The sequence below is a fragment of the Acinetobacter sp. 809848 genome, assembly GCF_000581275.1.
Taxonomy (GTDB): domain Bacteria; phylum Pseudomonadota; class Gammaproteobacteria; order Pseudomonadales; family Moraxellaceae; genus Acinetobacter; species Acinetobacter pittii.
The window spans coordinates 22,002-36,301 of record NZ_JEXG01000014.1; the positions used below are offsets into that span (position 1 = coordinate 22,002).

Genomic DNA, 14,300 nt, shown 5'->3' on the forward strand with positions numbered 1-14,300 from the left:
TTGCGTTAGAATAAGCAGCTATTTTTCTACCCTATGTCATTAAGTCGATCCTTATGAAACAGCACTTTCCTTTAAAAGATATCCAGCAAGAAAAGCGCATTTATCGAGGTCGTATCTTTTTTGCCGTAGGGATCGTGACCATCTGCTTATTAGTCTTAATTAGCCGATACGCTTATCTACAAATTTTTCACTACGACGAATTCTCGACTGCATCTGACAAAAACCGAATTCGCTTGCAACCACTTCCGCCTGCTCGTGGTTATATCTATGACAGAAACGGTGTATTACTAGCAGATAACTATCCTGTTTTTACAGCAACTTTAAGTAAAACAGATGTAGAAGATGTTGATAGTGTCATTGAGCAATTACAGCCTATTTTAGATTTAACGCAAGAAGATATTGACCGTTTTAAAAGCCGTATAAAAACTGCCCGTAAAACTGAACGCGTCGCGATTAAACTTAATCTAACTGAAGCCAATATTGCTAAATTTAGTGAGGCTAAATATAAGTTTCCGGGTGTTAGAATCGAGACACAAATGACTCGCTATTATCCACACGGTGAATTATTTGCTCACGTGATTGGCTATGTCGGGCGTATCAACGATAAAGAATTAAAAAGTATTGATAAAGACTTGTATGCTGGGACCAACCTAATTGGAAAAATTGGTGTTGAGAAAAGCTATGAAGACCTACTACATGGGACACCCGGTTACGAATCTGTTGAAGCAGATGCACATAGTAATGTATTACGTCATTTAGGTCGTAAAGACCCTACTCGCGGTAATGACCTCTATTTATCTTTAGATTACGGTTTACAAGTTGTCGCTTCTCAGCAGCTCGCAGGTCGTCGTGGAGCTATTGTCGCTATTGATCCTCGTACAGGTGAAATTCTAGCTTTAGTGTCTAGCCCAAGTTTTAACCCTAATTTGTTTGTGACTGGAATTAGTCATACTGACTACAGTTCACTACGCGATAATTTAGACCAACCTCTTTACAACCGTGCTGTACAGGGTGTATATCCACCTGGTTCTACCATTAAACCAATGGAAGCAATGGGAGGTTTACACTACAGTATTGTAGACTGGTCAACAGCAATTTCTGATCCTGGTTATTTCCATCTACCTGGTGATTCACATAAGTTCCGTGACTGGAAGAAATCTGGTCATGGCATCGTGAATATGCATAAAGCGATTGTGCAATCCTGTGATACCTATTTTTATATTCTTGCCCATCAAATGGGTATTGATCAAATGAACCAATGGATGCGCCAATTTGGATTTGGTCAAAAAACAGGTGTCGATTTACCAAGTGAAAGTGAAGGCCTTTATCCAAGTCCTGAATGGAAAATGCGTACGCGTAAAGCGAAATGGATGAAGGGCGAAACTATTTCTGTCAGTATTGGTCAAGGCGCGTTTACAGCCACTCCATTACAGCTTGCGATGGCAACAGCAATTACGGCAAATCATGGTTCTCATGTAACGCCTCATGTTTTACGCGCAACGCATGGTGCAAAACCATTTACAGTACGTAATGCGCCTGATGGCAAAATCAAATTCAACGGCACTGATGAAGACTGGATTCAAATGCGTGATGCCATGATTGATGTAATTCAATCAGGTACTGGCCGCGGTATTCGTACTCCCCTCTACCAAATTGCAGGGAAAACAGGTACAGCACAGGTTAAGAGTATTGCACAGGGTAAACGCTATAACGAAGCAGCCTTGAGTGAACGTCAACTTGACCATGGTTTATTCGTTGGATTTGCCCCTGCTGAAAAACCTGAAATTGCGATTGCAGTCATTTGGGAAAATGGTCGTCATGGTGGTTCAGCTGCTCAACTTGCAAGACCTGTATTTGATTACTGGCTATTAACTCGTAAGAAAAACCCGATTCGTCCAGCAAATCACCAAGTCAATGGCGGGCTAATGACAGCAGGAATTAAACCAGGTGAACTTCCAAGCGGCGGTGAAAGTTCTGGTCCAGCATCGGCTACAGCTACCACCAACAAACCAGCAGCATCAACACCGCAAGCTGCTCCTGCTCGTCCTGCTACCAATGAGGCCGATGAATAATGAAAAATCAATTACGTATAATTGGCGGCGAATGGAAAAGACGAGTACTGCCTTTCGCTAGCATTGATGGCTTACGCCCAACCCCAGATAGAGTACGCGAAACTCTATTTAACTGGCTCATGTGGGATATTCAAAATGCTCAAGTTCTCGACATCTGTACAGGCTCTGGTGCATTAGGTTTTGAGGCTCTGTCACGTGGTGCTGCATCTGTTTATATGATTGAGCCTGACAAAACTCAGGCACGATTTTTAAAAGATAATATTGAACTATTAAAAGCCCAAAACTGTCATCTAATTAATGCAACGGCTCAACAAGCTCTACCCCGCTTAAAAGAACAGTTCGATGTGGTTTTTTTAGATCCACCTTATAGTCTTGATTTATGGCATGAACTCTCGAACTTGGCCGAGCCTCATATTAAAAAAAATGGATACATTTATGTTGAAGCTGACCGAGATTTATCTCAGCTTCAACTTCCCGCAACATGGCAACAAGTTAAAACCACTAAAGCTGGCACAGTCCACGCTGGGCTCTACCAAAAAGTCGGCGAATAAAAAAGGTAGCTTAAAGCTACCTTTTGCTTTGCAAGGTTTTAGTTAGCTTAAGCCAATCACTGCAACAACTGCTGCACAGGCGCCAACAATTTTTTTGCCATATGGCACATATCGGGTAAGCACAGCACCTAACACCAATCCACCCAAATAGATGAGCACCATACCAGCAACCATACCAGTTACTAATGCAACAATATGCCCAGCATGTGCTAACTCAACCCCATGAGCAATACCGTGGAAGCTTGCAAGTAATGCCGCGGCAATAGGTAAAACTTTATTTGATTTTGTCCATAGAGCAATTGCTGTAATAACTAAAGAAGCAACAATGCCGTATTCAGCTATATTAACTGGTACCAAACCTTGAGCACCTATTAAAAAGCCTACAATTAAGGTAGTACTTAAGGCAATGACTCCAGCAATTTTCCACTGTTTAGCTGCTGACCATAACAAGACACCAAAACCTAAAGCCATGACTAAATGATCTAAACCGGTAAACGGATGAATAAACCCTGCCATAAAACCAGAATGTGCATGGTCATGTCCCGGATGAGCCATTGCAAGTGCTGGCAATAATGAAAGGAGCGCTACACTCCATTTTTTTATGAAGTCCATAATCTCTCCTTAAGCTTTAAACAGCCCTTGTTTCTCAATAAATTGGATAATTTCTTCAAGCCCATCTTGTGTTTTCATGTTTGAAAATAAAAATGGCTTTTCACCGCGCATACGTTTCGCATCTTGGTCCATGACATCAAGGTTTGCACCTACCATTGGCGCAAGGTCAGTTTTATTAATAATGAGTAAATCTGATTTGGTTATACCCGGCCCGCCTTTACGAGGGATTTTTTCTCCACCTGCGACATCAATAACATACAAAGTTAAATCAGAGAGCTCTGGGCTAAATGTCGCAGCTAAATTATCACCACCACTTTCGATAATAATGAGTTCTAAGCCTTCGAATTTTTCACACAAATCATCAATTGCAGCCAAGTTAATTGAAGCATCTTCACGAATTGCCGTATGCGGACAACCACCTGTTTCAACACCCACAATACGATCTGGTGACATCGCTTCATTACGGGTTAAAAAGTTTGAATCTTCTTTGGTGTAAATATCATTTGTCACCACAGCCATATTGTATTTATTACGCAAGGCTAAACATAAATTAAGTGTAAGTGCTGTTTTACCCGAACCCACTGGTCCGCCAATTCCAACTCGTAATGGACTACGTTCTGTCATGATTTTTATCCTTTTTCCTAAACTTAAGATCTGAATAACCGTGAATATTGTGTTTCGTGTTTCATGCTTAGCATGGCATAACGAGGTAAAGCGCTGCTCAATTGCTCATCACTAAGCTTCAAAGCTTTCTCTACCGCTTGTGGTACTAAACCATGCAAGTGCCATAAAATTCTTTGCCCAGCCATTTGTCCTAAAGGAACAGTTTTTACTGCGGCTAAAACCTGATTTTCTAAAACAGTAAAGGTGTAAGCCGTAAGTACATCCATGTCGTTGAGTTCGAGTCGACCACATAGCTGTGCATAGACTGGTACGAAACCAAACTGCTTTTTAACCTCAACTGTTTTTTTTAAAACATCTTTAATCCACGCATTTAAAGAAAATGCCAGCTGTTGAGATTCTGCCAAGAGTTCTTTACTTTCTCTGCTGGCCTTATACAAATTTGTCCATACCAGAAACTGTTCTGAGTCATCATGATATTGCATGAGACGCTTTAATACGGGCAACTCAAACCTCACCAACAACATCTCAAGCACTTCTTCAAAGTAAGCAATTGCCGAGGTTTCGTCATGTATTAGGCCAATATCAATCGCCGTTTCTACACCTTGCGAATAACAATACGCCCCAACTGGCAATGCCGTAGAAGACAATGTCAGTAATTGCAGTAATTGCGCGGCACTATGAGTGGACATGATGTAAAGCTTTGATTGGGCTTAAACGATGATCATGACTATGCTGTGCATAAGCGCCACTTTCAGGTTCAAACGGATGATCAGTTTCTGAAACTGTAAGTCCTAAACCTTCTACCATTTCTGCAAGCACATGATCAGGCTCAAAATACAAAGCTGTAGGGGTCAACATTAACGGTACATGTCTATTACCTAAGTGATAGGCAGCTTTAAGTAAATCAAAATCGGTTTGAGCAGTGACTTGCATTAATCGCTCAGGTTTCGCGTCAACACGTAATACATCACCCTCTTGCGTTGCAATATATGAACCACTACGCAAAATACCAGTACGCGGTAAATCAGCACCAATATCGATGCCACTCGCTAAAGCTGCTCGAAAGCGGGATTTTTGGCGGGTATCAAAAGTCAGTTCAACCGTTTCAAATGCCTGATCAGGAGAAATATCTTCAAGTCGTTGGGTATAGATTTTCATTTAGCTTTTCTCTCCTTATTTATTTCTTTCATATCTAGAGTAATGAGGCAAATCACCTCTATAAAATTCATCAAAATAAGAAATATCGCTGAGCCATTGGTAACACGTCAGCAGGTTCACACGTTAATAATTCACCATCAGCCCGCACCTCATAAGTTTCAGGATGAACATGCATAACTGGACAATATGTGTTGTGCTTCATATCGGCTTTAGTAATTGCACGCGTGTTTTTACATGGGCTAATTAACTTTTTAAGATTTAACTTCTCAGCAACTTTTTCATCGATTGCTGCTTGAGATAAAAAGGTAATACAAGTGTTATGCACCCCTCGCGGATAAGCCCCAAACATTGGGCGATAATGCACGGGTTGAGGTGTCGGAATTGAAGCATTAATGTCACCCATCGGTGCCGCTGCAATCATGCCACCTTTAATAATCATGGAAGGTTTCACACCAAAAAACGCAGGCTTCCATAACACTAAATCAGCAAGTTTTCCAACTTCAACCGAACCGATTTCATGACTTAAACCATGGGTAATGGCTGGGTTAATTGTATATTTGGCAATGTAGCGTTTAACGCGATTGTTATCATGAAAATCATTATCACCCTCTAAAGGACCACGTTGAATTTTCATTTTATGAGCAGTTTGCCAAGTACGTATAATTACTTCACCCACACGACCCATCGCCTGAGAGTCAGAGGACATCATGGCAATTGCACCTAAGTCTTGCAAAATATCTTCAGCGGCAATAGTTTCACGGCGAATACGACTTTCTGCAAATGCAATATCTTCAGCAATTGCTGGGTCTAAATGGTGGCAAACCATGAGCATATCTAAATGCTCATCAATAGTATTGATGGTATAAGGACGTGTTGGATTAGTTGAAGACGGCAAGACATTACTTTGTCCAATTGCCTTTAAAATGTCGGGAGCATGCCCACCACCCGCACCTTCGGTATGGTACGTATGAATCGTACGATCTTTAAAAGCTGCTAGAGTTTCTTCTAAAAACCCACCTTCATTTAAGGTATCTGTATGAATAGCGACCTGTACATCAAACTCGTCTGCCACACTCAAACAGTTATCAATGGCTGCCGGTGTGGAGCCCCAATCTTCATGTAGTTTTAACCCGATTACCCCAGCTTTAATTTGCTCACGAATTGGGTCTGGCAAACTCAAATTACCTTTGCCCAATAGGCCAATATTCATAGGTAAATCATCAATGGCTTGCAACATGGTCGCAATATGCCAAGGACCTGGAGTCACTGTGGTTGCTGAAGTTCCAGCCGCAGGTCCCGTACCACCACCCACCATTGTTGTTGTACCCGACATTAGCGCGGTTTCAACTTGCTGCGGGCAAATCCAGTGAATGTGAGTATCAATACCCCCTGCCGTTAAAATTTGCCCTTCACCCGCAATCACTTCTGTTGCAGCACCTAAAGGAATGGTAATGTCAGGTTGAATATCAGGATTTCCTGCTTTCCCTATTTTCCAGATTCGACCATTTTTTAAGCCAACATCAGCCTTTACAATCCCCCACCAATCCACAATCAAGGCATTAGTAATGACAGTGTCGGCAACTTCATCAGCTAAAAGTTGAGATTGCCCCATTCCATCACGAATGACTTTACCACCGCCAAACTTAACTTCTTCACCATAAGTCGTTAGATCTTGCTCAACCTCAATAAAAAGCTCTGTATCAGCCAAGCGAATACGATCACCAACCGTTGGACCAAACATTTCAGCATATGCACGACGTGACATTTTCATAACTTATTACTCATCTCTTTCATTATCGTTGTTATGTTTAATCCAACTTGCCCATGACTCGGCCTGCAAAACCATATACTTCTCGCTTACCCACTAAAGCAACAAGCTCTACTTCTCGACTTTGTCCCGGTTCAAAACGTATTGCCGTGCCTGCCGCGATATTTAATCGAAAGCCTTTCGCTGTTTCACGGTCAAACTGTAGTGCATCGTTTGCTTCATAAAAATGAAAATGAGAACCCACCTGAATAGGCCGATCGCCAATATTAGCAACTACAATCTTTAAAGTTTGCCGTCCAACATTCAGCTCAATGTCTGCATCTGGAGTAATGATTTCACCAGGGATCATAAACGCTCCTTTTATACGATTGGCTGATGAACAGTGACTAATTTCGAGCCATCAGGAAAAGTTGCTTCGACCTGAACCTCAGCAATCATTTCTGGCACACCATCCATCACATCTTCGCGCTTTAATAAAGTTGTTCCGTAATGCATCAAGTCACTCACCGTCATACCATCCCGTGCTCCTTCAAGCAAAGCAGCAGAAATAAAAGCGATAGCTTCTGGATAATTTAGCTTTAAGCCGCGAGATTTACGGCGCTCAGCGACTAGCCCTGCGGTAAAAATAAGTAATTTATCTTTTTCTGTTGGATTGAGTTCCATATCTCTTTCCTAAATAGCATCTAACTTTCTTTAAGCAAAATACGTGCTCAAAAGCAGCATACTTGTTTTAATCGTTTTTTAAATACGCAATTTAACGTAACTTAGGTTCTCCAAATTCTCGGAAATTCTTCATCTAATTCAAACCAATAACGTCTTAATCTTGCTCTTATTGCCGCAAATGCATCATGGCAATGTCGGACATCATTTCCCAAGAAACGCGCACAAACTACATCATCTAATAATGTTAAAGTTACAGGTGCTTGCATACGCATCATCAATTCGCGAATGAGTTCGAGCTGTTGTTCTAAATAAAATGATGACCGATATTTCTCAGGTGCTACGGCCCAAAAACTTCCCATTACTGCTTGATTATTCATACCTAAACACGAACTAAGCCAACGGTCTTCACCCTCAAAAAACAATGTATCTGCAACCAATAATTTTTGTTCTCGCCACAACTTAAACTGGTTGTGATAACTTCCCTGCACAAAACGTTCAGCGCGTGCCTGCCGCCCAAGTACCAACATATCCCAGCCAATAAAACTGGCAGCAAGATCAAGATGAATATGAGTTTCTGAGTGTGCTAGAGCTCCATCAAACAGCATCGTTTCTTGTGGAACCCACTCCAAAATAGACCGATCTCGGACATGAAGATGAATATGCTGAAAGGCCTGCTTCCCATTGGTTTTATACCACTTTCCCGCACCAGGAGTCGTTACAACCGCATAAGCTTGATCTTTGGTTTCAATTTGAAAAGTAAGATGATCTCCTCCTGCGATTCCTGCTGGAGGATGTACAATAATCGCATGACATACGCCTGTTTTTTCAGGCCAGAGCATTTTTTGCACCCTTACAGGGCCATGGTGCTTTCTATGACTCATTATGGTGCGCGAATTTTCAAAACAAAATCCGAGCTCTAATCGCGCATACCAAAATGGTGCTAAAGAGTTTTTTGAAAACGTTTGTACCTGATTCATTCTGGTTCATATGTTCAAAATAAGTGCTTAAAGTTATAAGCAAAATACGCACCAAATATAAAAATAAGCAAAATGATAAAATTAGATACAATTTTTTGATTTTAATGAGTTAAAAAACAATCAATGTCTAACATAAAACCACAGTAACTCATGGAATTATTTATACAATAGCGCCCACCGTTGCTTCCATACTTGCTCTCCATGAAACTTTTTTTCGTGTTAACGCCACTTGTCTTTTTAACTGGGTGTATTTTTGGCCAATCTAGTGAGGTCACACGTGCAGAAAAAATTCTCCATAATTTTGAATGTAAAAATGTTGAGACAAGTCAGATTGCAACAAGCTCAATCAATTCTTACTACCAGCAGTCTTTAGCGGTAAGCAAAGAAAAGGCGACTTCATATGTAGAAAGTTACAAGAATGGTGAAGAGTTATTCGACATGCCGCTCGATGAAGTTTTAAAGCAACAATATCAACTTTATAAATCAGCTTGTGATTCTTTAGGTGGGGTTTCTTCTCAACCTTAATATATAAAGGTATTCACTTACTTTTTTAGTGGATACTTTTTTTAATTTTATATCTTTCTTTTTGATTAAATTTCACTCACATTACCTTTTGTTAAAATTAAATTACATACTTAAACTTTTATTAGGCTCTTATATTTCATAGCCTGTTTACTTGTTTTTTATTTATTTTCCGAGGTTTAGATCATCATGAAAAAAACATTATTATCAGTAGCACTCTTAAGTATCCTTCTTGCCGCTTGTAGCAAAAATGAAAATAAAGCCGAGACGACAACTCAAGCATCTGCTCCAGCGCAAACCACTGAAGCAAATAATAATGCTGTAGATACCGCACACACAGCTGAAAACTCACTCGATTGGGACGGCACATATAAAGGCACTCTCCCATGTGCGGACTGTGAAGGTATTAAAACTGAATTAGAACTTAAAGATGATAAAACCTACGAGCTGACCGAAACTTATCTTGGTAAAGGTGATACAAACCCATTTGAAACCCATGGTACCTTTACTTTCGACAAAGATAATACTTCAGTCATTACCTTAGATGATAAAGGCCAAAACCGTAAATTCTTTATTGGTGAAAATACTGCAACTGCTTTAGATATGGAAGGTAAAAAAGTTGAAGGCTCTTTAGCCGAACACTATGTTTTGAAAAAATAATTTTTAATAATTAAAAAAACCCGCTCATTTGAGCGGGTTTTTTTATGAATCAATTCTTAGTGAGCTGCGAATTGGTTCATTGTGTTTTTAGCATCGTCATGTGCTTTAAGAGCATTGTCACCAGAGAAGATTTCTTTGTGATCATCACCGATGTCAGAACCCGCCATTGCTTGGTGTTTAACACAAGCGATACCACCGCGGATTTCTTTACGTTGTACGCCAGCAACATAAGCCAACATACCTTCAGAACCGAAGTAACCTTGTGCAAGCTCATGAGTAGAAAGAGCAGCAGTGTGGTAAGTCGGAAGTGTGATCAAGTGATGGAATACACCCGCTTCACGAGAAGCATCTGCTTGGAAAGTACGGATCTTGTCATCAGCATCAGCAGCTAATTCAGTGTTGTCATATTCAGCACTCATTAATTTAGCGCGGTCATATGCAGAAACGTCTTTACCTTCAGCAACCCAACGGTCGTAAGCTTGTTGACGGAAGTTTAAAGTCCAGTTGAATGATGGACTGTTGTTATAAACAAGCTTAGCATTTGGAACAACTTCTTTAACACGGTTAACCATGTGTGCGATTTCTTCTACGTTTGGAGTCGCAGTTTCGATCCAAAGAAGGTCAGCACCATTTTGTAAGCTAGACACACAGTCAAGTACAACACGGTCAATTTGAGTGTCAGCACGGAACTGATATAAGCCAGAAGGTAAACGCTTAGGACGGTGTAATTTACCATCACGCTTGATTAAGATTTCATCTTCTTGAGCATCAGCAATGTCAATTTCTTGAGTATCTAAGTAGCTGATGTATTGAGAAGCGATGTCACCTGGCTCTTTAACCACTGGGATTTTTTGAGTCAAGTCAGCGCCTTCAGAGTCAGTACGCGCAACAATGATACCTTCTTCAAGACCCATTTCTAAGAATGCATAACGTAATGCATGGATCTTAGCGATGAAGTCTTCGTGTGGAACAGTTACTTTACCAGCTTGGTGACCACATTGTTTAGCATCAGATACTTGGTTTTCGATTTGAAGCGCACAAGCCCCAGCTTCGATCATTTTCTTAGCAAGTAGGTAAGTTGCTTCTTCGTTACCGAAACCAGCATCGATGTCCGCAATAATTGGCACAACGTGAGTTTCAAAGTTGTCGATTTGAGCTGTGATTTCAGCTGCTTTAGCAGTATCACCAGCTTCTTGTGCTTTTTTAAGCGCACGGAATAAATCGTTTAATTCTTTTGCATCAGCTTGACGTAAGAAAGTATAGATTTCTTCGATCAATGCAGGAACAGAAGTTTTTTCGTGCATAGATTGGTCAGGAAGTGGACCAAATTCAGAACGAAGAGCAGCAACCATCCAACCAGAAAGGTAGATATAACGTTTGCTTGTAGTACCGAAATATTTTTTGTTCGCAATCATTTTTTGTTGTGCGATGAAACCATGCCAGCAACCTAATGATTGAGTGTATTTGCTTGAGTCAGCATCGTATTCAGCCATATCACGACGCATAATCGCAGCTGTATACTTAGCAATATCTAAACCAGTTTTGAAACGGTTTTGAAGTTGCATACGAGCAGCATCTTCTGGGCTAATGTCTGCCCAAGTATTGCCGAATTTTGCTTTTAATTGACGTACTGCATCAATCGCTGTTTGATATGTAGTCATGATATTGTCCTGTATTCATTTTAGGATTTCATCGATTGAAGCCTAGAGTCACGTTACTTAAATTTCTTATGACACCAGCTGCTTCCTCATGAACACAGCTTAGACTTAGCCAATCAATTAATCCAATATCCTTTGTTAATCTTCAGTATTTATTTAAAAAATATACCAATAAATCGATATTATAGATAAAACCAAAAACTTTAACACTTTGTTTATAAAAATAAAATTATCCTAAAGGAGTATAGAGTTTTATTCTAAAAAATCCATAAGTCTTATTTTCATACAATTTTTGGAGATTTTCCACTCATTTTTAAATCTAAAAGTCAATTGTAAATTAGGCTATTTTTGCCAATGCAAAAAGTCAATTGATATGCTAGAAATTGAGAAGTTATTCATAAATATATTCTATTTAGATTTCTTTCATTCAAAACTGAGCAAAGACAGTAAAATCGTGCCTTTGAAACGCCTTTCCACCCTACTTAATTCCTACAAAAAATGTCGCTTTTCTCATCATTTTTTCACACAATGATCATTAAATATGGCATAATTTGAAACAATTTCAGGGTTTTATTTTCGGTATTTTTTTTATGAATCTGGAGCGAGTAGATCTTAATCTATTAATATATCTTGATGTACTTCTTCGTGAAAAAAATGTTACGCGCGCAGCCGAACAGCTTGGGGTAACTCAGCCTGCAATGAGTAATATTTTACGTCGCTTACGTAATTTATTTAATGATCCGCTTCTTATCCGTTCTTCCGAAGGGATGACCCCAACAGAACGTGCACTTGAATTACAACCTCGTATTCGTGATGCCCTTTCTGATCTTTCCATGATTTTGGAACCCCGTACCGAATTCCGCCCTTATACAAGTAATCGCGTTTTCCGCATTATGACATCTGACTATGCCGAGGCAACTTTAGTTCCTCGTCTTGTCAAAGCTCTACGCTCTGAAGCTCCAAATGTTGTACTCGACTTTCTTACACCAAGTGATGTGTCTTATAGAGACATGGAACAAGGTAAAGTTGATCTTGCAATTAATAGATTTAATGAAATACCGCAAAGTTTCCACCAAGTTTTAGTTTGGCGTGATAGTTTCAGCTGTATTCTTAATGACAAACACCCTGCTGTAACCCATTTGAATCTAAAAAGTTATCTAGATGCGCAACATATCTGGGTTTCTAAAACAGGTATGGGTGTAGGCTTTGGTGTAAATCCAGATAAACAAGGCGGTTTAGGCTGGATCGATCAGGCATTAGAACGTATTGGTCAACGTCGTAAAATTTCTGTATTTACGCGTCACTACCAAATGCCAGCATTACTTGCTCAAAATGTTGACTTGATTGCCACCCTTCCAACTCGAATGGCACGCCTACAAACTCAAAATCCAAAACTGGTTATAAAGGATCCTCCTTTTTATATTCCAGAATTTGAACTTAAAATGGCTTGGTGCCCGTTATTACATCATCATCCAGCTCATCGCTGGTTACGCCAACTTATTTTATTTGTTGCTCGTCAAATGATTGAAGAAGAAAATCGTGAATTTCTAACCAACAATTCGCAATTTTCTCACTATTAAGTAAATTTTGATTCAATTGTCGATTTTAGACATTATCTTCAAGCGCTGAGCAATCAATCTGATTACCTCAGCGCTTTTTTGTGTTAAAACATAGTCATAATAATGATGAACCTCGGGTGATTTGTGAGTCTCTTTCAAAATATCATTATCATCGTACTGCTCATCATCGCAGCAGGCTTTTTATCTTTAACTGAAATTGCATTGGCTGGTGCCAGAAAAGTAAAGTTAAAAATTTTAGCCGAAGCTGGCGAAGAACGTGCCCAACAAGTACTTGATCTACAAGAACAATCTGCCGATTTTTTTGCAGCTTCTCAAATTGGCCTAAATGCAGTTGCAATTTTAGGCGGTATTTTGGGTGAAGCTGCTTTTCGTCCCTTTTTTGTCACTTTAGTTGACCGCTTTTATGAAGGTCCATGGACACAAACTATCGGTTTTGCCCTCTCCTTCACTTTAGTAACTTCTCTATTTATTTTATTTGCCGATCTTATGCCAAAGCGCTTGGCAATGATTGCACCTGAAAAAATTGCAATTAGCGTTATTAACCCGATTCAAGTTTTTATTAAGGTGTGTAAACCCTTAGCTTGGGGAATTAATGCTATTGCGAATCTGTTATTTCGCTTGTTTAAAGTCAATACAACACGCGAAGATAACATTACTTTTGATGATATCTCAGCGGTCATGGATGCAGGTGCTCAAGCAGGCGTACTTCAAAAACAAGAACACCATTTTATTGAGAACGTTTTTGAACTAGAAGAACGTACTGTACCTTCAAGCATGACGACACGCGAAAACGTCGTTTATTTCACCCTAAACGAACATGAAGATAGTATTCGTCAAAAATTAGCAGAATATCCTTACTCAAAATTTTTAGTGTGTAATGAAAATATTGATCAGGTTATTGGTTATGTTGATGCTAAAGATTTCTTAGTACGCATTTTAAATAATCAATCACCAACTCAATTAAATGAGTCTACCATTCGTACTGTACTCATGATTCCCGACACTCTCACACTCTCTGAACTACTTGACCGTTTTCGTTCTACAAAAGAGAAATTTGCTGTCGTTATCAATGAATATGCACTTGTTGTAGGAGTGATTACGCTAAGCGATATCATGATTACAGTTATGGGTGATTGGGTTACTCCTATTGAAGAAGAGCAGCAAATCATTAAACGTGATAATAACTCTTGGTTAATTGATGGCAGCACACCAATTGATGACCTAAGACATGCTCTTGAAATTGATGAAATGCCTGATGAAGAAAACTATGAGACGCTCGCAGGTTTCATGATGTACCGTTTACGCAAAATTCCACGTCCAGCAGATTTTGTGGAATTTGGTGGATATAAATTTGAAGTTGTCGATGTCGACCATTTTAAAATTGACCAACTTCTTGTAACTCGAATTTTAGAACAAACCGAAACCCACTCATCAATTGATGAAAACTAATCGTTA

Annotated in this window: 15 protein-coding genes; 6 read left to right on the plus strand and 9 right to left on the minus strand. The window is 39.7% G+C overall.

The genetic code is table 11. The features are described from left to right. Positions 1 to 53: 53 nt before the first annotated feature. Together mrdA and rsmD are read left to right on the plus strand one after the other, a co-directional pair. Entirely contained in the window at positions 54 to 2,072 is a 2,019-nt protein-coding gene (mrdA, locus tag J536_RS13690) for a penicillin-binding protein 2 (protein ID WP_002117576.1), read from the plus strand. Continuing rightward, positions 2,072 to 2,623 (plus strand): 16S rRNA (guanine(966)-N(2))-methyltransferase RsmD, encoded by a 552-nt coding sequence (rsmD, locus tag J536_RS13695; protein WP_032056828.1) that lies wholly within the window; start codon positions 2,072 to 2,074, stop codon positions 2,621 to 2,623. Before mrdA ends, rsmD begins: the two co-directional genes overlap by 1 nt. 42 nt (positions 2,624 to 2,665) lie before the next feature. Here rsmD and J536_RS13700 read toward each other — a convergent pair whose 3' ends face one another. The 8 genes from J536_RS13700 to J536_RS13735 all read right to left on the minus strand — a co-directional run bounded on the left by J536_RS13700 (position 2,666) and on the right by J536_RS13735 (position 8,425). Beyond that, entirely contained in the window at positions 2,666 to 3,235 is a 570-nt protein-coding gene (locus tag J536_RS13700) for a HupE/UreJ family protein (RefSeq protein ID WP_032056829.1), read from the minus strand. Positions 3,236 to 3,244: 9 nt separating this feature from the next. After that, positions 3,245 to 3,859, minus strand: a complete 615-nt coding sequence (gene ureG, locus J536_RS13705) for an urease accessory protein UreG (RefSeq protein ID WP_002117800.1) — start codon at positions 3,857 to 3,859, stop codon at positions 3,245 to 3,247. A gap of 23 nt (positions 3,860 to 3,882) precedes the next feature. Beyond that, a complete protein-coding gene (locus tag J536_RS13710) occupies positions 3,883 to 4,548 on the minus strand; it encodes an urease accessory protein UreF (RefSeq protein WP_032063131.1) in 666 nt (221 codons plus the stop codon). Continuing rightward, positions 4,535 to 5,017: an urease accessory protein UreE gene (gene ureE, locus J536_RS13715; protein WP_002117757.1), complete on the minus strand. Its 483-nt coding sequence runs from the start codon at positions 5,015 to 5,017 to the stop codon at positions 4,535 to 4,537. Before ureE ends, J536_RS13710 begins: the two co-directional genes overlap by 14 nt. Positions 5,018 to 5,087: 70 nt before the next feature. Then, positions 5,088 to 6,788: an urease subunit alpha gene (ureC, locus tag J536_RS13720; RefSeq protein WP_032056831.1), complete on the minus strand. Its 1,701-nt coding sequence runs from the start codon at positions 6,786 to 6,788 to the stop codon at positions 5,088 to 5,090. 37 nt (positions 6,789 to 6,825) lie between these two features. Beyond that, positions 6,826 to 7,134, minus strand: a complete 309-nt coding sequence (locus J536_RS13725) for an urease subunit beta (RefSeq protein WP_032056832.1) — start codon at positions 7,132 to 7,134, stop codon at positions 6,826 to 6,828. A gap of 11 nt (positions 7,135 to 7,145) precedes the next feature. After that, entirely contained in the window at positions 7,146 to 7,448 is a 303-nt protein-coding gene (gene ureA / locus J536_RS13730) for an urease subunit gamma (protein ID WP_032056833.1), read from the minus strand. A gap of 101 nt (positions 7,449 to 7,549) precedes the next feature. Next, positions 7,550 to 8,425, minus strand: coding sequence for an urease accessory protein UreD (locus tag J536_RS13735; RefSeq protein WP_032063133.1), 876 nt, complete (start codon positions 8,423 to 8,425; stop codon positions 7,550 to 7,552). Between the two features lie 201 nt (positions 8,426 to 8,626). Here J536_RS13735 and J536_RS13740 point away from each other — a divergent pair, with 201 nt between their 5' ends. Continuing rightward, positions 8,627 to 8,950, plus strand: coding sequence for a hypothetical protein (locus tag J536_RS13740; RefSeq protein WP_032063134.1), 324 nt, complete (start codon positions 8,627 to 8,629; stop codon positions 8,948 to 8,950). A gap of 186 nt (positions 8,951 to 9,136) precedes the next feature. Continuing rightward, positions 9,137 to 9,607, plus strand: coding sequence for a copper resistance protein NlpE (locus J536_RS13745; RefSeq protein WP_005070596.1), 471 nt, complete (start codon positions 9,137 to 9,139; stop codon positions 9,605 to 9,607). Between the two features lie 56 nt (positions 9,608 to 9,663). On the opposite strand, the gene J536_RS13750 is transcribed toward J536_RS13745, so the two are convergent. Further along, on the minus strand, positions 9,664 to 11,268 hold the full coding sequence (locus J536_RS13750) for an isocitrate lyase (RefSeq protein WP_002117581.1): 1,605 nt from the start codon (positions 11,266 to 11,268) through the stop codon (positions 9,664 to 9,666). A gap of 587 nt (positions 11,269 to 11,855) precedes the next feature. Between J536_RS13750 and J536_RS13755 the strand changes: the two genes are divergently transcribed. After that, positions 11,856 to 12,845 carry a LysR family transcriptional regulator gene (locus tag J536_RS13755; RefSeq protein WP_004703082.1) on the plus strand — a complete coding sequence of 330 codons (990 nt, stop codon included), beginning with the start codon at positions 11,856 to 11,858 and terminating at the stop codon, positions 12,843 to 12,845. Positions 12,846 to 12,968: 123 nt separating this feature from the next. Beyond that, complete coding sequence (locus tag J536_RS13760) at positions 12,969 to 14,294, plus strand: hemolysin family protein (protein ID WP_002117726.1); 1,326 nt, start codon at positions 12,969 to 12,971, stop codon at positions 14,292 to 14,294. Positions 14,295 to 14,300: the final 6 nt, after the last annotated feature.

Bases quoted from the DNA above. Each gene is read 5' to 3' on its own strand.
- J536_RS13700 (WP_032056829.1), bottom strand. From the start codon at position 3,235: ATGGACTTCATAAAAAAATGGAGTGTAGCGCTCCTTTCATTATTGCCA.
- ureG (WP_002117800.1), bottom strand. From the start codon at position 3,859: ATGACAGAACGTAGTCCATTACGAGTTGGAATTGGCGGACCAGTGGGT.
- J536_RS13725 (WP_032056832.1), bottom strand. From the start codon at position 7,134: ATGATCCCTGGTGAAATCATTACTCCAGATGCAGACATTGAGCTGAAT.
- ureC (WP_032056831.1), bottom strand. From the start codon at position 6,788: ATGAAAATGTCACGTCGTGCATATGCTGAAATGTTTGGTCCAACGGTT.
- J536_RS13755 (WP_004703082.1), top strand. From the start codon at position 11,856: ATGAATCTGGAGCGAGTAGATCTTAATCTATTAATATATCTTGATGTA.
- mrdA (WP_002117576.1), top strand. From the start codon at position 54: ATGAAACAGCACTTTCCTTTAAAAGATATCCAGCAAGAAAAGCGCATT.
- J536_RS13710 (WP_032063131.1), bottom strand. From the start codon at position 4,548: ATGTCCACTCATAGTGCCGCGCAATTACTGCAATTACTGACATTGTCT.
- ureE (WP_002117757.1), bottom strand. From the start codon at position 5,017: ATGAAAATCTATACCCAACGACTTGAAGATATTTCTCCTGATCAGGCA.
- J536_RS13750 (WP_002117581.1), bottom strand. From the start codon at position 11,268: ATGACTACATATCAAACAGCGATTGATGCAGTACGTCAATTAAAAGCA.
- rsmD (WP_032056828.1), top strand. From the start codon at position 2,072: ATGAAAAATCAATTACGTATAATTGGCGGCGAATGGAAAAGACGAGTA.
- J536_RS13735 (WP_032063133.1), bottom strand. From the start codon at position 8,425: ATGAATCAGGTACAAACGTTTTCAAAAAACTCTTTAGCACCATTTTGG.
- J536_RS13740 (WP_032063134.1), top strand. From the start codon at position 8,627: ATGAAACTTTTTTTCGTGTTAACGCCACTTGTCTTTTTAACTGGGTGT.
- ureA (WP_032056833.1), bottom strand. From the start codon at position 7,448: ATGGAACTCAATCCAACAGAAAAAGATAAATTACTTATTTTTACCGCA.
- J536_RS13745 (WP_005070596.1), top strand. From the start codon at position 9,137: ATGAAAAAAACATTATTATCAGTAGCACTCTTAAGTATCCTTCTTGCC.